This is a genomic window from Pseudoduganella plicata (assembly GCF_004421005.1).
In the GTDB taxonomy this organism is placed as follows: domain Bacteria; phylum Pseudomonadota; class Gammaproteobacteria; order Burkholderiales; family Burkholderiaceae_D; genus Rugamonas; species Rugamonas plicata.
This window is the reverse complement of sequence record NZ_CP038026.1, coordinates 4,442,926-4,463,086: the sequence shown is the minus strand read 5'-3', so window position 1 is coordinate 4,463,086 and position 20,161 is coordinate 4,442,926. Positions and strand designations below refer to the sequence as shown.

24 protein-coding genes and 1 tRNA gene are annotated in these 20,161 nt (G+C 65.1%); 11 read left to right on the top strand and 14 right to left on the bottom strand.

The genetic code is table 11. The annotated features are described in order from the left end of the window. Nucleotides 1-8: 8 nt before the first annotated feature. The 4 genes from trpD to E1742_RS19670 are packed head-to-tail and all read left to right on the top strand — an operon-like array spanning nt 9 to nt 3,028. Nucleotides 9-1,049 carry an anthranilate phosphoribosyltransferase gene (trpD, locus tag E1742_RS19685; protein ID WP_134386861.1) on the top strand — a complete coding sequence of 347 codons (1,041 nt, stop codon included), beginning with the start codon at nt 9-11 and terminating at the stop codon, nt 1,047-1,049. 9 nt (nt 1,050-1,058) lie between these two features. After that, nucleotides 1,059-1,697, top strand: a complete 639-nt coding sequence (locus E1742_RS19680) for a LysE family translocator (protein ID WP_134386860.1) — start codon at nt 1,059-1,061, stop codon at nt 1,695-1,697. An 11-nt stretch (nt 1,698-1,708) separates the two neighbouring features. Next, complete coding sequence (gene trpC / locus E1742_RS19675; RefSeq protein ID WP_134386859.1) at nt 1,709-2,509, top strand: indole-3-glycerol phosphate synthase TrpC; 801 nt, start codon at nt 1,709-1,711, stop codon at nt 2,507-2,509. Nucleotides 2,510-2,542: 33 nt separating this feature from the next. Next, a complete protein-coding gene (locus E1742_RS19670) occupies nt 2,543-3,028 on the top strand; it encodes a DUF1579 domain-containing protein (protein ID WP_134386858.1) in 486 nt (161 codons plus the stop codon). Nucleotides 3,029-3,157: 129 nt separating this feature from the next. Here E1742_RS19670 and E1742_RS19665 read toward each other — a convergent pair whose 3' ends face one another. From E1742_RS19665 to dkgB, 7 genes are all read right to left on the bottom strand, one after another. Then, complete coding sequence (locus tag E1742_RS19665; protein WP_134386857.1) at nt 3,158-4,987, bottom strand: M61 family metallopeptidase; 1,830 nt, start codon at nt 4,985-4,987, stop codon at nt 3,158-3,160. Then, the gene (locus tag E1742_RS19660) at nt 4,984-5,559 is read right to left on the bottom strand and encodes a nucleotidyltransferase family protein (RefSeq protein ID WP_307721889.1); all 576 of its coding nucleotides are present in this window, start codon (nt 5,557-5,559) and stop codon (nt 4,984-4,986) included. Before E1742_RS19660 ends, E1742_RS19665 begins: the two co-directional genes overlap by 4 nt. Before the next feature lie 2 nt (nt 5,560-5,561). Beyond that, a complete protein-coding gene (locus tag E1742_RS19655) occupies nt 5,562-7,766 on the bottom strand; it encodes a xanthine dehydrogenase family protein molybdopterin-binding subunit (RefSeq protein ID WP_134386855.1) in 2,205 nt (734 codons plus the stop codon). A gap of 11 nt (nt 7,767-7,777) precedes the next feature. Next, nucleotides 7,778-8,236, bottom strand: a complete 459-nt coding sequence (locus E1742_RS19650) for a (2Fe-2S)-binding protein (protein ID WP_134386854.1) — start codon at nt 8,234-8,236, stop codon at nt 7,778-7,780. A 92-nt stretch (nt 8,237-8,328) separates the two neighbouring features. Further along, nucleotides 8,329-9,051 carry a DsbC family protein gene (locus E1742_RS19645; protein ID WP_134386853.1) on the bottom strand — a complete coding sequence of 241 codons (723 nt, stop codon included), beginning with the start codon at nt 9,049-9,051 and terminating at the stop codon, nt 8,329-8,331. A gap of 182 nt (nt 9,052-9,233) precedes the next feature. Next, nucleotides 9,234-10,457 (bottom strand): UbiH/UbiF family hydroxylase, encoded by a 1,224-nt coding sequence (locus E1742_RS19640; protein WP_134386852.1) that lies wholly within the window; start codon nt 10,455-10,457, stop codon nt 9,234-9,236. Nucleotides 10,458-10,498: 41 nt separating this feature from the next. Next, a complete protein-coding gene (gene dkgB / locus E1742_RS19635) occupies nt 10,499-11,317 on the bottom strand; it encodes a 2,5-didehydrogluconate reductase DkgB (RefSeq protein WP_134386851.1) in 819 nt (272 codons plus the stop codon). 155 nt (nt 11,318-11,472) lie between these two features. On the opposite strand from dkgB, the gene E1742_RS19630 reads away from it, so the two are divergent. The 3 genes from E1742_RS19630 (at nt 11,473) to mqo (ending at nt 14,084) form a co-directional block, all read left to right on the top strand. Beyond that, nucleotides 11,473-11,548: transfer RNA gene (locus tag E1742_RS19630), tRNA-Phe, on the top strand. A gap of 248 nt (nt 11,549-11,796) precedes the next feature. Beyond that, nucleotides 11,797-12,234, top strand: coding sequence for a MarR family winged helix-turn-helix transcriptional regulator (locus tag E1742_RS19625; protein ID WP_134386850.1), 438 nt, complete (start codon nt 11,797-11,799; stop codon nt 12,232-12,234). A 134-nt stretch (nt 12,235-12,368) separates the two neighbouring features. After that, nucleotides 12,369-14,084 carry a malate dehydrogenase (quinone) gene (mqo, locus tag E1742_RS19620; protein ID WP_134386849.1) on the top strand — a complete coding sequence of 572 codons (1,716 nt, stop codon included), beginning with the start codon at nt 12,369-12,371 and terminating at the stop codon, nt 14,082-14,084. Nucleotides 14,085-14,103: 19 nt separating this feature from the next. Here the strand turns inward: mqo and E1742_RS19615 are convergent, their stop codons facing one another. Then, nucleotides 14,104-14,301 (bottom strand): hypothetical protein, encoded by a 198-nt coding sequence (locus E1742_RS19615; protein ID WP_134386848.1) that lies wholly within the window; start codon nt 14,299-14,301, stop codon nt 14,104-14,106. A gap of 15 nt (nt 14,302-14,316) precedes the next feature. Continuing rightward, nucleotides 14,317-14,478, bottom strand: coding sequence for a hypothetical protein (locus E1742_RS26245; protein WP_166793521.1), 162 nt, complete (start codon nt 14,476-14,478; stop codon nt 14,317-14,319). Nucleotides 14,479-14,720: 242 nt separating this feature from the next. Here E1742_RS26245 and E1742_RS19610 point away from each other — a divergent pair, with 242 nt between their 5' ends. After that, the gene (locus tag E1742_RS19610; RefSeq protein ID WP_443094115.1) at nt 14,721-14,879 is read left to right on the top strand and encodes a DUF2256 domain-containing protein; all 159 of its coding nucleotides are present in this window, start codon (nt 14,721-14,723) and stop codon (nt 14,877-14,879) included. Here the strand turns inward: E1742_RS19610 and E1742_RS19605 are convergent. Further along, entirely contained in the window at nt 14,876-15,826 is a 951-nt protein-coding gene (locus E1742_RS19605) for an MYG1 family protein (RefSeq protein WP_134386847.1), read from the bottom strand. The two genes, E1742_RS19610 and E1742_RS19605, sit on opposite strands and share 4 nt — an antisense overlap. A gap of 27 nt (nt 15,827-15,853) precedes the next feature. Next, nucleotides 15,854-16,054, bottom strand: coding sequence for a DUF2905 domain-containing protein (locus E1742_RS19600; RefSeq protein WP_134386846.1), 201 nt, complete (start codon nt 16,052-16,054; stop codon nt 15,854-15,856). 144 nt (nt 16,055-16,198) lie between these two features. Here E1742_RS19600 and uvsE point away from each other — a divergent pair, with 144 nt between their 5' ends. Beyond that, the gene (gene uvsE, locus E1742_RS19595) at nt 16,199-17,089 is read left to right on the top strand and encodes a UV DNA damage repair endonuclease UvsE (protein WP_134386845.1); all 891 of its coding nucleotides are present in this window, start codon (nt 16,199-16,201) and stop codon (nt 17,087-17,089) included. Between the two features lie 4 nt (nt 17,090-17,093). Here uvsE and E1742_RS19590 read toward each other — a convergent pair whose 3' ends face one another. Then, nucleotides 17,094-17,642, bottom strand: a complete 549-nt coding sequence (locus E1742_RS19590) for a DUF4865 family protein (RefSeq protein WP_134386844.1) — start codon at nt 17,640-17,642, stop codon at nt 17,094-17,096. Then, nucleotides 17,639-18,052: a tautomerase family protein gene (locus E1742_RS19585; RefSeq protein ID WP_307721888.1), complete on the bottom strand. Its 414-nt coding sequence runs from the start codon at nt 18,050-18,052 to the stop codon at nt 17,639-17,641. Before E1742_RS19585 ends, E1742_RS19590 begins: the two co-directional genes overlap by 4 nt. 107 nt (nt 18,053-18,159) lie before the next feature. On the opposite strand from E1742_RS19585, the gene E1742_RS19580 reads away from it, so the two are divergent. Both E1742_RS19580 and E1742_RS19575 read left to right on the top strand, forming a co-directional pair. Further along, on the top strand, nt 18,160-19,140 hold the full coding sequence (locus E1742_RS19580; protein WP_134386842.1) for a LysR substrate-binding domain-containing protein: 981 nt from the start codon (nt 18,160-18,162) through the stop codon (nt 19,138-19,140). Then, nucleotides 19,091-19,675 (top strand): HD domain-containing protein, encoded by a 585-nt coding sequence (locus E1742_RS19575; protein ID WP_134386841.1) that lies wholly within the window; start codon nt 19,091-19,093, stop codon nt 19,673-19,675. Before E1742_RS19580 ends, E1742_RS19575 begins: the two co-directional genes overlap by 50 nt. Here the strand turns inward: E1742_RS19575 and E1742_RS19570 are convergent. Further along, on the bottom strand, nt 19,656-20,075 hold the full coding sequence (locus E1742_RS19570; RefSeq protein ID WP_134386840.1) for a YgiW/YdeI family stress tolerance OB fold protein: 420 nt from the start codon (nt 20,073-20,075) through the stop codon (nt 19,656-19,658). The two genes, E1742_RS19575 and E1742_RS19570, sit on opposite strands and share 20 nt — an antisense overlap. Nucleotides 20,076-20,161 lie beyond the last annotated feature (86 nt).

Sequence of the window (20,161 nt, the reverse complement as noted above, 5' to 3'; positions counted from 1 at the left end):
GAGCCGCCATGCCGATCACCCATCAAGAAGCCCTGGTCCGCTGTATCGAACACCGGGAGATCTTCCACGACGAGATGCTGCACCTGTTCCGCCAGATCATGAGCGGCGAAATGTCGCCCGTGATGGTGGCCGCCCTGACCATGGGCCTGCGCGTCAAGAAGGAAACCATCGGCGAGATCACCGCCGCGGCCCAGGTCATGCGCGAGTTTTCCACCAAGGTGCCGATGGCCGACACCACCAACCTGCTCGACATCGTCGGCACGGGGGGCGATGGTGCACACACCTTCAATATCAGCAGCGCGGCGATGTTCGTGGCCGCCGCCGCCGGTGCGCGCGTGGCCAAGCACGGCGGGCGCAGCGTGTCGTCGTCGTCCGGCAGTGCGGACCTGATTGAGTCCCTGGGTGCCAATATCAACCTGAAGCCCGAACAGATCGCCCAGTCGATCGCGCAGACGGGCATCGGCTTCATGTTCGCGCCGAACCACCACGCCGCGATGAAACACGTGGCACCCGTCCGGCGCGAGCTGGGCGTGCGCTCCATCTTCAATATCCTGGGACCGCTGACGAATCCCGCCGGCGCGCCCAACATCCTGATGGGCGTGTTCCACCCCGATCTCGTCGGCATCCAGGTGCGGGTGCTGCAGCGCCTCGGCGCGCAGCACGCCATCGTCGTCTATGGCCGCGACAATATGGATGAAGTGTCGCTGGGCGCGGGCACGATGGTGGGTGAGCTGATCGACGGCGAAATTCGCGAATACGAAATCCACCCGGAAGACTTCGGCCTGGCGATGATCGCCAGCCGCAACCTGAAGGTGGCCGACGCAGCCGAGTCGAAGGAACGCGTGATGGAAGCGCTGTCCGGCGTGCCCGGTCCGGCCAGCGACATCGTCGCGCTCAATGCCGGCACCGCGCTGTATGCGGCCGGTGTCGCGTCGTCCATCGAGGATGGCCTGGCGAAGGCACGGGAAGCGGTCAGCTCCGGCGCCGCGCTGGGGAAGCTGCGTCAGTTCGTCGAGGTGACGCAGGCGCTCGGCGCCAGCAACGCTTGAGGGGCCGGCATGTTCGGCATCCACGACCTGACGCTGTTTGTCGTTTCCGGGCTGCTGCTGAACATCATGCCCGGCCCCGATTCCCTGCTGATCATGGCGCGTAGCGCCACGCAGGGCTGGCGTGCCGGCTGCGTGACCGCGCTCGGTATCGGCGCCGGCACGATGGTGCACGTGCTGGCTGCCGCCGTGGGGTTGTCCGCGCTGCTGGCCACTTCGGCAACCGCGTTCAATGTCGTCAAGTGGGTGGGCGCGGCGTATATCGTGTGGTGCGGCATCGGGATGCTGCGGGCGAAACTGCGCAGCGACGAGCGCGCGGCGGCACCGGCCGTTACCGCCCTGCCCTACCGCCGCATCTTCGCGCAGGGCTTCCTGACCAATGTCCTGAACCCGAAAGTCGCTTTGTTCTTCCTCGCCTTCGTGCCCCAGTTCATCTCCCTTGACGCACCCAACAAGCCGCTGGCGTTCCTCATCCTTGGCTGCATCTTCAACTTCAACGGCATGTTGTGGTGTAACGGCCTGGCCGTCTTCACGGCATTTGCCAGCGCGCGCCTGAAGGTCAAGCCGCGCGTGGCACTGTGGCTGAACCGCTTGACAGGCAGCCTGTTTCTGATGCTGGGCGCGCGCCTGGCGCTGGCCGAACGCAATTAACTCAATAAGCCATGTCCGATATCCTGAATAAAATCCTGGCCGTCAAGGCCGACGAAGTGGCGGCCGCCAAAAAATACCGCAGCTTCGCCAGCCTGCGCGACGAAGTGGAAGGCGACCGCGAACTGCGCGCAGGGCTGCGCGGCTTCGAAGCGAGCCTGCGCCGCCGGATTGACGCCGGCAATGCCGGCGTCATCGCGGAAGTGAAGAAGGCGTCGCCATCGAAAGGCGTACTGCGGGCCGATTTCCGCCCGGCCGATATCGCCGCCAGCTACGAGGGGGGCGGCGCCGCCTGCCTGTCCGTGCTGACGGACGAGCAGTTCTTCCAGGGCTCCACCGAATACCTGAAGCAGGCCCGCGCCGCATGCAATATTCCGGTGCTGCGCAAGGATTTCATGGTCGACCTGTACCAGATCTACGAGGCGCGCGCGATGGGTGCCGACTGCATCCTGCTGATCGTCTCGGCGCTCGATCACGGCCTGATGGCGGAGATGGAAGCGTGCGCGCACGAGCTGGGGATGGACGTGCTGATCGAGTCGCACGACGGCGACGAACTGACGGCTGCGCTGAAGCTGAAAAGTAACCTCGTCGGCATCAACAACCGCAACCTGCGCACGTTCGACGTGACGCTCGATACGACCTTGAATCTGCTGGAGCGCATTCCGCCGGAGCGTATGGTGATCACGGAGTCCGGCATCCTGAACGCTGGCGACGTGGCGCGCATGCGCGCGGCGAACGTGCATGCGTTCCTGGTTGGCGAGGCCTTTATGCGCGCCGATGACCCGGGCGCCGAGTTGCAACGGCTGTTCGCCTGAACTTCGAAGACACTTCATCCGAAAGGAGCCGCGATGCCTTTGCCACTCGCCCCCGCTGCGCCGCCCGACTTCGATTTCATCATCGGCGACTGGGAGGTCCGGCACCGCCGGCTGCGTTCGCGCCTGACCGGCTGCACCGAATGGGAAGAGTTCGACGGATTGTCGTCGACAGTGAAGACGCTGGGCGGCTTCGGCAATCTGGAAGACAACCTGCTGCGGTCCCCGGACGGTGAGTTCCGTGCCATCGCAGTACGCTCCTATTGCCGGACAACGCAAACGTGGTCGATCTGGTGGCTGGACGGACGCAACCCGACGGCGCTGGACGTGCCGGTAACGGGTAAATTCAATGGCGATACCGGCCTGTTTTTTGCCGACGATGTGCTGGACGGCCAGGCGATCCGCGTACGTTTCACGTGGACTGGCGGCGCCAGACCGCGCTGGGAGCAGGCATTCTCGAATGACGGTGGGGTGTGCTGGGAGACCAACTGGACGATGACGTTCGGGCCTGTCAAGGCATAGGAACACGATGTCGCTTCATGCCACGTGGTCGTCACCGGCTCTGGCATCCACGCTGAACGGCCAGGATGTCCTCGCGCTACGACGAGTCAGCTCGCCCAACACGAGTACACCCCACACTTCAACGCGGCGTTACCGCTTTCCTGCAGCGATCATCGTCGGCCGCGCCACGTCCAGCTTGCGGGCGCTGTCGATCGCCAGCGTGACCGTCGGCACGCGCTCGCCCAGCAGCTGCACCGCGAACGTCATCAGCTCGTCGCGCCGAAAGGCGTGCACTTCGATCGTCTCGCCCACCTTGTAGCGGCCCAGCAGGGTTTCCAGGTTCGACGGGTTGCCCGTGACCCGCAGGCCGTCGATGGCGACCAGCAGGTCTCCTGCCGACAGGCCGGCCCGGTGCGCCGCGCCGCCTTCGTGGACAGCCGACAGCTTGCAGTCGGCGCCGTCGCGGCCGATGTTCGCGTCCAGGCTCGGCTTGCCGCCCTTGCGCTCGTCCGTATACTTGACGCCGAATGGCGCCAGCAGCTTCGCCAGCGGCACATCTTCGGTGCCGCGGATGTATTTTTCAAAGAACGGCTTGAGCTTCATGCCGCTGATCTCGTCGAACAGCGCTTCCACGTCGGCAGGCGTCACGCCGCGGCGGCCGTCGGGATAAAAGTCGCGGCCGTAGCGCTGCCACAGCGCCAGCATGATGTCGTCCAGCGAGCGCTTGCCTGCCGTTTTCGTGCGGATCGTCAGGTCGAGCCCCAGCCCGATCAGCGAGCCCTTGGCGTAGTAGCTGACGATGGCGTTCGGCGCGTTCTCGTCCTGGCGGTAGTACTTGCCCCATGCGTCGAAGCTGGAATCGGCCACGCTCTGCTTGGTGCGGCCTGCACCGCGCAGTACGCCGCCAACGGCTTTGCCCAGCATCTTGTAATACTGCTGTTCCGTGATCATGCCGCTGCGCACGAGGAACAGGTCGTCGTAGTAGCTGGTGAACCCTTCGAAAAGCCACAGCAGCGGCGTGTAGTTCTCCACCTGCAGGTCGTACGGCGCGAACACGGCCGGCTTGATGCGCTTGACGTTCCAGGTGTGGAAATACTCATGGCTGCACAGGCCAAGGAACTTGATGTAGCCCTCGCTGCGCTCCTTGCCTTGTGCCGCGGTCGTCGGCAGGTCGGCGCGGGCGCAGATCAGCGCCGTCGATGCGCGGTGTTCCAGCCCGCCGTAGCCGTCGCCGACGGCCAGCGTCATGAACACGTAACGGTCCATCGGCGCCTGTTTCGTTTTCGGTTCGAAGAAGGCGATCTGTGTTTCGCAGATCGCCTTCAGGTCGGCGCACAGGCGGTCCATGTCGAGATTCGGCACGCGGCCCGTGATGACGACGTCGTGCGGCACGCCATGCGCCGTAAACGTCGCCAGCGCGAAGTCGCCCATTTCGACAGGACTGTCGATCAGCTCATCGTAATCGGCAGCGACGTACGTGCCGAAGCCGTAGCGCTTCGCCCGCAGTTCCGGCAGCGCCGTCGCCACGCGCCAGGTGCGCGCCGCATCAATCTCCGGCTGGCCGATATCGACGACGTGCGGCACCTCTTCCTGGCCGAGCACGCGCAGGAACACGCTGGTGCCGTTGAAGAAACCGTGCGTCCCGTCCAGGTGCGCGGCACGCACCGACAGGTCCCAGGCGTAGACGTCGTACTGCACGACGAGCGGGCCGCCGACGGCAGGTGCCTGCCACGAATGCTTGTCCAGCTTCGTCAACTGGACGGTACGGCCTTCCGCTTCGGCGCGGATCTGGACGATATTGCGGGAGAATTCGCGGATCATGTAGCTGCCGGGAATCCATGCCGGCAGCGCCAGCACCTGGCCTGCCGGATCGGGATTCTGCACGGTCAGCGTGACCTGGAACAGGTGGGCCGCGAGATCTTTCGCGACGATGGCATAGGCAATGGCCGCTGCCTGGCTAGAGGTTTTTTTCTTTTTCATCTTAGGTCGGACGGCGTATCGATATCGAGCAGGATGCCCGCATCGTCCACCGCTACATCGGTGACAGGATTGTTGTTGACGATACCGCGTGCGCCGCGGTCGCCCGCCAGTGCCAGCAGCTCAGGCAGATGCAGGCGGCCGAAGGCAATCGGATTGCCCCGCTTGCTCTGGTACACAGGCGCCGCGATGGCCGCGCCCTCGCAGACCGCCTGGCGCAACGCGGCGATCGTGGACGGCAGCACCCGCGGCATGTCGCCCAGCGCCACTACCCAGCCATCGGCCTGCGCCACCTGCCGCAGGGCATGGACAAGCGATGCCGCCATGCCGGCGTCGGCATCGGCGCAGCGCGCTACTTCACAGCCCAGTTGCGCCAGCAGCGCGGCCGTCGCGTCGTCATCGTCGCGCACGACGGCAACCACGCGCGGCAGCACGGCGAGCATGTGCCGCGCACTGGCCGCAACTACCGGAGAGCCTTCCCCCAGCGGCTGCAGCAGCTTGTTGCGCACGCCCTCGGGATCGAAGCGGCGGCCCCGGCCCGCTGCCAGCAGGATGCCGACGATGTCGGATGCCAACCTTATGCCTTCGTGGCCGACGCCAGGTCGAACGGCAGCTTGCGCAGCCGCTTGCCCGTCAGGCGGAACACGGCATTGGCAAACGCCGGCGCCAGCGGCGGCAGCCCCGGTTCGCCCATGCCGGTCGGCGGCTCGTTCGACGGCACGATGTGCACGTCGACCCGCGGCATGTCCGGCATGCGCGCGACGGTATAGTCGGACAGCTGGTTCTGTTCGACGATACCATCCTTGAGCGTGATGGCGGCGCCCGGCAAGGTCGTGCCGACGGCCATCAGGATCGCGCCCTGCACCTGCGCCTCGATCGACAGCGGATTGACGGGCTGGTTGCAGTGCACGCCGGCCGTCACGGTATGGAGCTTGGGCACGCCGTTTTCGACGGACGCCGTGACCACATACGCGACGACAGTGCCAAACGATTCATGCACGGCCACGCCATACGCCTGTCCTTTCGGCAGCTTCTTCGTGCCGTAGCCGGATTTGCCGACAGCCAGGTCCAGCGCTAGGTGATGGCGTTTATGATCCGCCGGGATCAGCTTCTTGCGGTAGGCGACGGGATCGCTGCCTGCCGCATGCGCCGCTTCGTCGATCAGCGTCTCCATGACGAAAGCGGTGTGCGTGGAGCCGACGGAGCGCCACCACAACACCGGCACGTTGGCCCTGGCGTTGTGGACGGTCAGGTGCAGCGGCACCTTGTAAGGCTCGCCCATGCCCTCGACCATCGTCGCATCGACACCGTTCTTGACCATCATCGGCTCGAACGCGGAGCCGGTAATAATCGACTGGCCGACGATCGTGTGGTCCCATGCAACGATCCTGCCGCGGGCGTCGAGCCCCAGCGCCGCGCGGTGCACGTGGGCGGGACGGTAGTAGCCACCCTTGATATCGTCCTCGCGGCTCCAGATCACCTTGACGGGGCCTTTGCCGTAGGCCCTGGCGACGTTGACCGCTTCGACGATATAGTCCGACGACGGCGTGGCACGGCGACCGAAGCCGCCGCCCGCCATCATCGTATGCAGCGTCACCTGCTCCGGCTTCAGGCCGGCCGTTTTCGCGGCGGCCGCCTGGTCCATCGTCTGGAACTGGCTGCCCGCCCAGATGGTGCAGGAATCGGGCTTCAGGTCGACGACGCAATTGAGCGGCTCCATCGGCGCGTGCGCCAGGTACGGGAACTCGTAGATGGCATTGATCTTCTTCGGCGCGGCCGCCAGCTTCGACGTGTCGCCCTGCTTTGCGACAGTGCCCGGTTTTGCGGCCAGCGCGCGGTAGCCGGCAAACTGCCTGGCCGTATCGACCTTCTCGACGCCGCTGCTGTCCCAGTCGATCTGGAGTGCGTCGCGCGCCTGCTTCGCCGGCCAGTAGCCATCGGCGATCACGGCAATGCCTTCGGCGCCGCGATCCAGCGCGACCGGCACGACGGCAACAACGCCGCGCATCGCCTTGGCTGCCGTAGCATCGAACGACCGGACCCGGGCGCCAAACACGGGCGGCCTCGCGACCACCGCTACCTTGGTGCCTTCCGGCTTGAAGTCCATGCCGAACTGCTGGCTGCCGTTCGACTTCGCGCGCGCATCGAGGCGCGGCATCGGCTTGCCGATGAAGCGGAAGTCCTCGACGTTCTTCAGTACCACGTGCGCCGGCACCGGCTGCTTCATCGCCGCCTCGGCCATCTCGCCATACGTGGCCTTGCGTCCGCCCGGGCCGGTCAGCACGCCCTGCACCGCCTTGACCTGGTTGACGGGCACTTTCCATTGCTCGGCCGCGGCAGCGACCAGCATCGCGCGCGCCTTGGCGCCGATTTCACGGTACTGCACCCACGAATGGGCCACGCTGCCCGAGCCGCCCGTGATCTGGATGCCGAACGCCGGGTCCTTGTATGCTTCGCCCGCTGGCGCCAGGATGCCCCGCACCTGCGACCAGTCGGCATCGAGTTCCTCGGCGATCAGCATCGGCAGCGCCGTCTGCACGCCCTGGCCGAATTCGAGCCGGTTGACGATGACGGTGACGGTGTTGTCCGGCGCGATGCGCAGGAATGCGTTGGGCTGCTGCGCCGCCTGCGGCAGGCCGGCCGCACGCGCCATGCGTCCGCCCGCGACAACAGTAAATCCCAGCACGAGCCCGGCGCCGGCACCCTTCATGAAACCGCGCCGCGAGATGCCTGCGGTAGGGATTGCGCCGGCGAGACTGCCTTCGATCCATTGTTTGCGCATGCGAAGTCTCCTCAGGCGAGTGTCCTGGCCGCGTCCTTGATGGCCGCGCGGATGCGTTGGTAGGTTCCGCAGCGGCAGATATTGCCGGCCATGGCGCTGTCGATATCGGCGTCCGTCGGCGCCTTGTTCGATTTCAGCAGCGCGGCGGCGCTCATCACCTGGCCGCTCTGACAGTAGCCGCACTGCGGCACGTCGTGCCTGACCCAGGCGTCCTGCACGGCCTTGCCGATCCGGTCGCCTTCCATCGCCTCGATCGTCGTGATCTTCTGGCCGACGGCTGCGGAGATCGGCGTGATGCAGGAGCGGATCGGCTGCCCGGCCAGGTGCACCGTGCAGGCGCCGCACAGCGCCGCGCCGCAGCCGAACTTCGTGCCCGTCATGTTGAGGTTATCGCGCAGGGCCCACAGGATGGGGGTGGCGGGATCGGCGTCGACCTGCGTGTCGCGCCCGTTGATATTCAATATCACCATGCTATCTCCTGGTCTGGATGGGCAAACGGCGCGCTCTGCTGGCGCGCCGGTTCCTGCGGGTCTGCCCGCTCTGATCGAATGATACGGCAGTCTTACTGCTTTGCGGCGGCCATGCGCGCTTCCAGCGTTTTCAGGTCGATCGCGCCCGGGATGCGGGTGCCGTCGGCAAAGAAGACCGCCGGGGTGCCGTTGATATTGAGCTTCTGGCCCAGCGCGAACACCTTGTCGTTCGGCGTGGTGCAGTTGGCCGGTGCGGCCCCCGGCGCCTTGTTGTGCAGCATCCAGTCGTCCCACGCCTTGGCACGGTCGGAGGAGCACCACACGTTCTTCGACTTCACGGCCGAATCGGGCGACAGGATGTTGTACAGGTAGGTATAGATCGTCACGTTGTCGACCTGGCTCAACGCCTGCTGGCGGAAGCGCTTGCAGTAGCCGCAGTTCGGGTCCTCGAACACGGCGATGACGCGCTTGCCGTTGCCCTTGACGGTCTTGATGGCCAGCTCCGTCGGCAGGTCGGAGAACTTGATCCTGTTCAGGTCGTCGATGCGCGCCTGCGTCAGGTCTTCGCTTGTTTTGAGGCTGAAGACGTGGCCGACGATCAGGTAGGAACCCGTCTTGTCGGTATAGCGCACGTCGTTGCCGACACGGATTTCGTACAGGCCGCCATACGGCGTCTCACGGATCGAATCGATCTTGACGTTATCGCCCAGCTTGGGTTCGACGTTCTTGCGGATCGTGGCTTCGACGGACTGCGCGCCTGCGTAGGACGTCAGCAGGGCCGACGCGAGTACGACGGCGGTTTTGAGCATTTTCATGGAATCTCCGGACATGGACCGCCCGTCGCGGCACCGGCGGTGCGCGACGTGACGTGATTATTCTGTCGATGATAGCGGCTGCAGGGCCGCCCGTTCTTCGCTTTTTGGTCGTTGGTTTGTAACGGGGCCGTACGATTCTGCCGTCAATCCTGTCGGCACTGTTGTCGCCGATCTGGCCACCATCAATGTCTGCCAAGCGCATGAGCCATCAGCTGGCGCTTCACGATCGGCAGCTTATCGAGCAAGTTTAGCCCGAAATTGCGCACCACGCGAACCGGTTCCAGGTTGGCGGTAAACAGCCGGTACAGCCCGTCCGTGGTGACCTGCATGGCCAGCACTTCTTCCTTGCGCGCGCGGCTGTAGCGGGCCAGCACGCGGCTGTCGCCAATGGAGCGGTGCTCCTCGCGTCCGGCCACGGCCTGCACGAGGTCGCGCACGTCGCCGAAGCCCAGGTTCATGCCGTGGCCGGCGAGCGGGTGCACGACGTGCGCTGCATCCCCGATCAGCGCCACGCGCTCGGCCACCAATGAATGAGGCCGCATCAACGTGAGGGGGAATGCCTTGACCTGCTCGGGCAGCACGGGCGTCAGCTTGCCCAGTTTGTCCGCGGCGAATTCGGCCAGCCGGTCGGCCAGCGCCTGCGCGCCTTCGTCGCGCAGCGTGTCGGCCAGCGCATCGGGGGCCGACCACACCAGCGAGACCCGGTTGCCGGGCAGCGGCAACAGCGCGACGATGCCGCGCGAGCAGGTGAACCACTGCAGCGCGGCGCCGTGGTGCGGCCGCTCGCATTCGAAGTTGGCGACGACACCCTTCTGGCCGTACGGCTTGTAATCGAGGCCGATATCGCACTGGCCTCGCACCCACGACTGGGCGCCATCGGCGCCGACGATCAGCGATGCGCGGATCTGGCTGCCGTCGTCCAGCTGCACGCTGGCGTGCTCAGCGCCGGTCGACAGCGCCACCGCGCGGCCCGACACCACGTGCACGTTCTGGGCGAAGCGCAGTGCCGCGTCCAGCGCCTGATTCAGGTTGCGGTCTTCCACGATCCATGCGAGCGTATCGGCATGGGCGCCGTAGGCATCGAAACTGATGTGGCCGGGCTGCTCGCCATCGCCCTTGACGATCATCGCATCGACCGGCGCGATGCGCGCCGCTTCCATGGCGCCCCACACCTTCAGCGACGACAGCAGCTTCTGCGCCGTATGGTTCAGCGCATACACGCGCGCATCCCAGCTCGCCTCCAGGCCGTCCGGCGGCGTGACCGGCGGAGGGCCGAGCAGTGTGACGCTTTGCCCAGACTGGGCAAACGCCAGCGCCGCCGTCTTGGCGATGGCGCCGTTGCCGACGATGCAGACAGCCGTCTGCACATGTTGCCTGGTGGCCGATGAAGTGGAAGACTTGTTCATTCACCCATTATAACGACCGCACGGCCGGCACGGCATCCGCATCAATCCCAGCGGGGCGCCAGGCCACCCGGATTGGCGAGGCGTGCCTCCGGGCCCTGCGCCAGCGCGTCGATGGCGGCCATGTCGGCATCGGACAGCGCGATGCGGGCCGCCTGCAGATTGCCTGCCAGGTTGGCGCGTCGCGTGGACGATGGAATCACGGCAAAGCCCTGCCGCAGCGCCCACGCCAGCGCGACCTGCGCCGGGCTGGCGCCGTGGGCTGCGGCGATGCGGGCGATGACGGGATCGGTGACAACCTTGCCGTAGGCGAGCGGCATGTAGGCCGTCAGGTGGATGCCACGATTGCGCGCGAAGTCGACGACGGCGCGGTTCGGCAGGTACGGGTGGATCTCCACCTGATTCGTCGCGATGGCATCCGCGCCGACGGCGGCGATGGCCTCCTCCATATGGCGGATCGTGAAGTTCGACACGCCGATCAGCTTCGTCAGCCCCTGGCGCTGCGCTTCGGCCAGCGCCGCCATGCTTTCGGCCACCGGCACCACCTCGTCCGGCGAAGGCCAGTGGATCAACGTCAGGTCGAGACGTTCAAGCCGCAGCTTGTGGAGGCTGTCCTTCAGGCTGGGGATCAGCCTGTCGCCGGCCAGGTTGTCCGTCCAGATCTTGGTCGTGACGAACAGCTCCTCGCGGGGGACGCCGGCGGCAGCCAGCGCGGTGCCCACATCGGCTTCATTGCCGTAGATTTGCGCCGTGTCCACATGGCGGTAGCCCAGCTCCAGGCCGGTGCGGACTGCGTCGGTGACAACCTGGCCCTGCAGGCGGAAGGTGCCGAGGCCGATTTGCGGGATGGTGGTAGCGGTCATGGTGGCTCCAGTCATTCAAAGCATCACTATGCCGGCGTTCTTTGTTGAGAAAAACCTGCGCCTTCGCAAATCATCGTTGTCCCTGGCGCAAATATCTCTAGTCATGCTCAACCACTATTGCAAACCTGTATTTGCCTGCTATAATGCGGCCTCTTGGCCTGGTAGCTCAGTTGGTAGAGCAGAGGATTGAAAATCCTTGTGTCGGTGGTTCGATTCCGCCCCGGGCCACCAGGAATTCAGCAGTACAGCAAAACGCCACCTTCGGGTGGCGTTTTTGTTTGTCTCTCCGGCATCCGTAGTTTCCACAGTGCCCTCCCTCGTGCCCGCGCGCGATCCCTGTCCGCCAGCAGGGGCGGCCCTTCCGCGATGTTTCCTTCGGCCCTGATCCGTGCTTGCCGCACGGAATCACCGCTTGATTATATTTGCCTAGGTAAATATAATGAGACCCCCTAGTTTCGCGCCGGAACTTTTTCTTACCTATGCAAGTGTTTGAAGAACTGCAAGATGGCCAGTTTGGCTACCTGATCAGCCAGGCCCGTAATGCCCTGTTTGCAGCGCTGGACCAGGAAATGGCGCCGCTGGACCTGACCGCTTCGCAGTTTGTCGTGGTCATCGGTGCGATGCGCCAGCGTGCACGGACCGTCACCGAGTTCGGCCGGCTTGCCGGGATCGAACCCGGCCCGATGTCGCGCCTGCTGGATCGGATGGAAGCCAAGGGCATCATTCGCAAGGTGCGCGATCAGGCGGACGGCCGCCAGGTCAATGTTGAACTGACCGAAAAAGGCATCGCGCTCTACCCGCAGATTAATGCGGGACTGCGCAAGGTCTACGGGCAGTTAATGCATGGCTTTAGCGAACAGGAAGCTGAGGCCTTCAAGCATACGCTGGAAAAAATCCTGCTGAATGCGCGGCAGTAGTCGCGCAGAAACACGAGATACCGCCCTCACGCCGTCATTGATCGAACAGTAACCCCCGAACACATCAGCTCGCGCCCATGCACCGGTCTGCTCGACGTTGCTAGCGCTATCAGCCATTCCAGGAGTACCTACCCATGAGTCAAGAAAACAGCAACCAACCCGCTACACCCGCTACTCCCAAGCGCTTCTCCCGACGCAAGTTCATCGGCGCTGCCGCGGGCACCGCAGCGGTAGTGGGCGGATACTCCCTGTTCAATCGCCCTTTCCGTGCCGACAAGGCCGACCGCAAGGTCGACGTGCTGCTGATCGGCGGCGGCATCATGAGCGCAACGCTGGGCGTGTATCTTTCCGAGCTGGAGCCGAACTGGACGTTCGAAGTGTTCGAACGTCTGGACAAAGTGGCGGAAGAAAGCTCGAACGGCTGGAACAACGCCGGCACCGGTCACTCGGCGCTCTGCGAACTGAACTACACGCCGGTGGACGACAAAGGGAACGTCCAAATCTCCAAGGCGATCGACATCAACGAGAACTTCCAGATCTCGCGCCAGTTCTGGTCGCACCAGGTGCGCAAGGGCGTGCTGGGTAATCCGCGCGAATTCATCAATTCGACGCCGCACATGAATCTCGTGTTTGGCGAGGAAAACCGCGAGTTCATGCGCAAGCGCGTTGCAGCGCTGAAGGCATCGCCACTGTTCGCCGGCATGGAACTGACCACCGAGCCGGCCCAGATCCGCGAATGGATTCCGATCATGATGGAAGGCCGCAAGGCGGACGAGATCGTGACCGCCACCCGGTCGCCGCTCGGTACCGACGTCAACCTGGGATCGATTACCCGCCAGTTCTACAAGCATCTCGGCGAATCCGTGGGCAGCAAGATTGCGACCGGCTACGAGGTACGCTCCATCACCCGCAACGACGATGGCACCTGGCGCGTGTCGGCGTTCGATATCAAGGACGATTCCAAAGTTCAGACGGTCGATGCGCGGCACGTGTTCATCGGCGCCGGCGGCGCCGCATTGCCGCTGCTGCAAATGTCCGGCATTCCCGAAGCGAAGCAATATGCCGGCTTCCCTGTCGGGGGCGAGTTCCTGGTGACGGACAATCCGGCCATTACCTCGCGTCATCTGGCCAAGGTGTACGGCCTGGCGGATACGGGTTCGCCGCCCATGTCGGTGCCCCATCTGGATACGCGCGTGCTGGACGGTAAAACGGTGCTGCTGTTCGGACCATTCGCCACCTGGTCCACCAAGTTCCTCAAGAACGGCTCCTACTTCGATATCGGCAAGGCCACCACGGCCTCCAATGTCTTGCCGCAGCTGCAAGTCGGCGTCCATGAATTTGCACTCGTCAAATATCTTGCCCAGCAACTGGAGCAGTCCAGGGAGGACAAGATGGCAGCGCTGCGCCGCTACATGCCGGAGGCCAGGGACGAAGACTGGCGCTTGTGGCAGGCTGGCCAGCGTGTGCAGATCATCAAGAACGTGCCCGACAAGGGCGGCGTCCTGAAGCTGGGTACGGAAGTGGTGGTCTCCGAAGACCGCTCGATATCGGCGCTCTTGGGGGCGTCACCGGGTGGCTCGACTTCGCCCGCGATCATGCTGTCGCTGCTGGAGAAAGTCTTCCCGGATCGCCTGAAGACGGCCGCGTGGCAGGAAAAGATCCGCGAGATCGTCCCGTCCTATGGGAAAAAGCTGAACGAGAACGTGCAGTTGCTGGCGGCGACGTGGGCCGCCACGGCTGAAACACTGAAGCTGGCGATTGCATCGCCAAGCCTGGAAAACTTCGTTGCCGGTGCCGGTCCCGCCGTGCAGCCCGGGCAAGTGAAAAAAGTGTCCGATATTGCTCTGTAATACTCAAGCTGCAAGTGAATCATCCTCCATGGGGACTGCTGACGCCAACCGACCCCGGTTGGCGTTTTGTTTTGTGGCGCGCCGGCGCCGCTGGCACGCCGCCCGGCATGGCAGTCGGAATCGGATAGCTGGCGACATGATCGCTCTTGTTGTTGTACACCATCAGACCGGTGTCGCCGCTCTTGTCGCGCTCGTTCGACAGCGTGCCGATCAGCATGCGTTCGGGAATCGGCTAAAACGTATGCGGCCCGACGTAGCCGCTGTTGCCCACGAGGTCGAAAATCGTCTTCACCAGCTTCGGTTTGGCGGGATCGGTGCCGACATCGAAGACGAACATCCTGCTGTCGTCCAGGCGGCCCGCCCACAGGCAGCGCCGGTTGTCGGTAAATCCCATGTGGTGGGCTTCGCCCCGGCGGGGACGGACAACACGTGGATGACCTTGTCGTACTTGGGCGATCCCGGCTTGACGTCCACCGTCGCCAGTTTGCCGGTCCCGTCGCACAGGCCTGGCACGCCCGGCATCCAGACGTGCAGGAATTGCTCCTGGCCCTTGATCAGGCTGGCAAGGCAGGGAGAATTCGCACGCGCGCTGCCTGACGTCGTTGCGAACGACATCAAGCCCCGGTCTGGCGCAAGATGCTCACCATGAAGATGCGCAAGAAATCCGACCTGCCGACCAAGGTCTGCGCCCATTGCGGCTTGCCGTTCACGTGGCGCAAGAAGTGGGAACGCGACTGGGACCATGTGAAATTCTGCTCCGACCGTTGCCGGCGCGCCGGCAAGGCGGCTGCCTAAGTCGCAGCGTCCACGGCCGCCAGCGCCTGCAATGCCATCGCATGGGCGCCCTCGTACGATTTCGCCGCCGCGATAAACCGGCCGTTATGGCAGAACGTGGCATCGGCAACGCCCGTGACGGCCGCCAGCTCGGCATCGCGCAATCCCGCCCATGCCGCGGGCAGGTCAGCCCTCGCCTGAAAGCTCTCGGCACTCATCGGCACCGTATGCAGCAGGTAGCGTCCCTCGGACAGGCTGTGGCTGAGGACGAACAGCACTTTCGGCATTTCCTTGCGCACCAGCTGTGTCCACGGCAGAGCGCTGTTTTTCAACAACAGCAGCCGCCCGCCTTCCAACGCCTCCGATTGCCGCACCTGCTCGACCGCCAGCATCGCGCCGACGCGGTACTTGACGGCATTGATCAATATGTCCGTCAGCAGCGACATCGCGCGCCGGAACTCGGCGAGCCGGAACGTTTCGGCCGCCTCGCCGTAGCCCAGCCGCTGTTCATCGAGCCAGTTCGGATTGAAGCCCGAGATCACGGCGGACAGGCCGTAGCCGCCGGGCGCGTTCTTTGCCGCGCCCACGTCGGACAGGTCGAGGTATTGCACGACATCGGCATCGATGGCATAGGCCATCTCGCGCGCCTTGTCTTCGCCCAATGCGTATCCCACATGGCTGGCGGCCAGCGCGGCGACGCAACGCGGGCCGTACTCACGCCACACGAGGCCCGCGCTGGCATAAGGAACGCCGCTCATCCTGGCGCCGTCGAACCCCTTCTGGTGGTGATCGAACCGCCCTGTGGCCGGATCCCAGATGCCGCCGACGTCGACGGCGAAATCGGCCGCCTCGATGATGGCCTGGTCGCGCGTGCGCACGATCTCCGCGTCAGGGAACAGGATGTGCAGGACCGCAACGGCCCAGGCGTCGTCGGCGTGGAACTTGCCGTTGTGAGTCACGATGACCATGAAGAATGTCTTTCGAATACACGGCGCTCAGCGCCGGAACAGCCAGATCAGCAGGGAGACGAGCACGGAAATGACGAGGCACGTGACGATGGGGAAGTGAAAACTGCCGCCTTCGCGCACGATGTGGATATCGCCCGGCAGGCGCCCGAGCGGCAGCTTGCCGAGCCACGGCCAGGCCAGGCCGATGGCGACAAGCGCCAGCCCGACGACGATCAATATTCGCTGCATCTGCACCTCCGGATCACGTTCGATTGCAGCATAGCAGGAGCGCGACATGCGCGCGACGTCAGCGGGTCGTGCGTGGCGCCGAAGCGCGCCACCGCTGCTATCATCGAAGCCCTGACCTTTCCCGACACTTCGTGCCCGACCGCCATGCCACCTCACCTCGGACTTGTCTGTGTAACCGTTTCAAGCGACATCAAGTACCGCACCATCACGCGCAAGCGGCTGCTGGAACAATCGCCGGAAACGCAGCAGAAACTGCTGGACGATATCTATCGCAGCAATATCCAGGCGTTCGACAACGCCATGCGCTACTGCGAGCGCGAAGGCATCTCGCTGTACCGGATTCCGTCGTCGATCTTTCCATTTGCCGACGATGATCTGGGCCGCGACCTGCTGGCCAGTTTCGCCGGGACGCTGGCGCGCTCCGGCGCGCGGGCGCGCGAGCGCAATATCCGTCTCGTCATGCATCCCGACCAGTTCGTGGTGCTCAGCTCCGACTCGGCCGGCGTAGTCGCCAACAGCGTCAAGATCCTGCAGATGCATGCCGAGATCATGGACCTGCTCGGCCAACCCCGCACGCCGTGGGCGCTGCTGGAGATCCATGGCGGCAAGGCCAACCGTTCGGACGCGCTGGTGGAAAACATCGCCCGCCTGCCCGACGCGATCCGCTGCCGCCTCGGCCTGGAGAACGACGAGTATGCGTACAGCGCAGAGGAAATCCACGACGTCTGCGTGCGCAGCGGCGTGCCGATGGTGCTCGACGCGCACCATCACATCGTCCATGAGAAGCTGGACAGCTACGATCATCCCAGCGTGGCGGAAATGCTGTTGAAGGCGCGCGAAACGTGGGCCGTGCCGGAACATCAGCTGGTGCACATCTCGAACGGCCGCACGTCGTTCAACGACCGCCAGCATTCGGACCTGATCGAAACCATGCCGGGGTCGTATGCGCAGGCGCCGTGGATCGAGATCGAAGCAAAGTCCAAGGAAGACGCCATCCGCGCCCTGCAGGGATGGCGGACAGCCGCGGCGCAGTAAGCCGTCAGCGCGGGGGCACGGACATGTGCCCGACTTCGTACACCTGCCATCCTGCCACCTCCGCCGGACGTTCGCGCCACAGCCGGAAGCGCACGAGGCTCCAGCCGACCGGCTCGAATCCGGCAAGCGTGGCCAGCGCGCCCGCCTGCGCCGCGGCCTGGCTGGCGGCAACCTCCTGCTCGCGCAACTGCGCCAGCGGCGTGTGCGGCGCGATCGGGACGATGCTGCGCGTGGCAAAGCGCGCCGCGCCGATGTCATTGCGCCGGTGCGCATGCCACAGCGTCCACGTGCGCACCGACGGCCAGCCGAACGCCTGCGACACGGCGGCAAAGCCCGGGCCCGCGAGGAAGTCGTGCATCGCATCCGGATGCTGCCACAGGTAGAACGGCGCATACAGATTGTCGCTGCCCTCGCCCTTGTCCGCGCTCAGGTAGGCCTTGAACAGCAGACCGGGGAAGGCATCCGTCATGTGGCCACGCTCCGCGATGCGGCGGTGGACGATCGCCATGTCGTAGTCGGCCGGCAGCACGAAGCTGTACTGCATGGCGATCATGCCGACACCTCTGCCGCCGTTGCCGAATCTGTCCGCAAGGGCAGACCCTGTACCCCGCTGCCGAACGACCAGTCCTCGGACTGCGACGAGGCGATGACGACCATGACGTCCTCCGGCCGCACGCCCGGCGACTGGGCCAGCAGCGCCACCAGCCGCTGGTAGAAGGCGGCCTTCATGGCGGCGCTGCGGGGCCGCCCGACGATCACGTTGATAAACACGTAGTCGGCCGAGCGCGTACCTGCCGGGTAATGCGGATCGATGCTCATCTCGTGCGGTTCGTGCTGGTCGAACAGCTGGAAGCGGTCCGTCGGGGGCACGTCGAGTGCCTCGACCAGTGCGCGGTGCAGGCTGTCGGACACGGCGCGCAGGTACTCGGACGATTTTCCCCGCTGCAGGGAGATGCGGCTCATCGGCATGGCTGGCTCCTTGGTGATATTGACAACGTCAGCATACGCGCCTATCGTCATCCCCAAAATCAGGAATATCTGTAGTGACCATTCAGGAAAACCGGACGATCATGCGGCGAATAACCTTTGATCTCGATACGCTGCGCAGCTTCGTGACCGGTGTCGAGATGGGCAGTTTTGCGCGCGCGGCCGACCGCCTCGGCAAATCGACGTCGGCCATGAGCGGCCAGCTGAAAAAACTGGAAGACCAGTTGGGCATGCCCGTACTGCGCAAGTCCGGGCGAGGGCTGACACCCACCGCGGCGGGCGAATCGCTGCTGGCCTACGCGCGCCGGCTGCTCGAACTGAACGACGAAGCGGCAGCGGCCGTACGCGGCGTGGAGCTGGCCGGCAGCATCCGCCTGGGCATGCAGGAGGACTTCGGCGAGCATATCCTGACCGACGTCCTGGGCCGGTTTACCCGCGCCCATCCACGGCTGCGCATCGAAGCGCGCGTGGCACGGCATGCGCAGCTGATGGACCTGTTCGCGGCAGGCCAGCTGGATCTGGCGCTGACGTGGGATATCGGCACGCCGTCGGCGCCCGCCCGCAGCACGCAGGTCGTCGATCCGCTGCCGATGCGCTGGATCGGGCCGGCGAGTGGCGCTCCGCTGTGGCACGCGGACGACGCACCGCTGCCGCTGGTGATGATGGATGCGCCGTGCCTGATGCGCAGCGCCGCCACGGCCGCACTGGACCGCGCCGGCATCCCGTGGCGCGTGGCGTTTACCAGCGCCAGCCTGGGCGGCGTATGGGCCGCCGTCGCCGCCGGCCTGGGCGTCACCGTGCGCACCGCCCTCGGCGTTCCCGCGCACCTGCGGCTGCTCGATGACGCAACGCTGCCGGCGCTGCCCGCCGTCGGCCTCGGCCTGCACTGCGCGGCGCTGGAGCCGGCGCCCGTCATCCAGCGCCTGCACGACATCGTGCTGCAGACGCTGGCGCAGTATGCCGGCCCGACGCAAAAGATGCTCCCCTCGCCACACTTTCGGAATGGAACCGCAGATGACACCACGTTATTCCCAGGGCCTGGCATTGGCCGCCAAGGCGCATGAGGGCCAGGCCCGCAAGGGCACGGCCATACCGTACATCGTCCACCCCGTGGGCGTGGCCGGTCTGGTCGCGCAGCATGGCGGCGACGAAGACCAGCAGATCGCGGCGCTGCTGCACGACGTGCTGGAGGATGGCGGAGCGGCATTTACTGCGCAGGTGGCGGTGTTCGGCGAGCGCGTGCTGCGGATGGTGATGGGATGCACGGATGCGATGCCGGGGGCAAACGGCGCCAAGGCACCATGGGAAGAGCGCAAACGCGCCTACCTGGCGCACCTGATGGAAGCGGACAGCGACACGCTGCTGGTCAGCGGATGCGACAAGCTGTACAACGCGCGCGCCATCCTTGACGACCTGCGCACGATCGGGCCGGCCGTCTTCGAGCGCTTCTCCTCCGGTCAGGCCGGCACGTTATGGTATTACGGCCAGCTCTCCGAAGTGTTCGCGCAGCGCGGCGTGGCGATGTCAGCCGCGCTGCGCCACACTGTCAGCGAGATGGAAGGGCTGGCGACCGGCCAGCTTATTTCGACACGACCTTGATCTGCTGCACGTCCAGCGTCGATTCGCCGAACGTCTCCTTGTCGAATTCGCCGATCAGTTCGACGACGGTGTTCTGGTCGACGGCCGTGCCCTGTGGAAACAGCTCAGGCTCGATCTCCACCGTCATCTTGCCGCTTGCGTCGGCGAACTCATAGTCGTCGCCGCCTTTGTGGTTGAGCAGCTTGCCCTGGACCCTGACGTGCTGGTCGTCCTTGCCCTTGTCGAGCAGCTGTTTCGCCGTCACCAGCGGCACATTGGTCGGACCCTTGTAGCCCGCCGGCGCGGCGGCCTTGGCGCTGGGCCCCGTGTAGCCGCCCGTCTGGGCGAAGACGATTGCCGGGCCGGCGATCAGGGCCGCGGTCAGGGCTGTGACGCTGCAGGTGCGCGGAAGATGTTTCATGATCTGTCCTTTGTCGTAAAAGCCGCCGTGGCGGCAGGTGGAACAATGGTCGGACCCCGACTGTAACGCAAAGTCGCGCGCAGCGG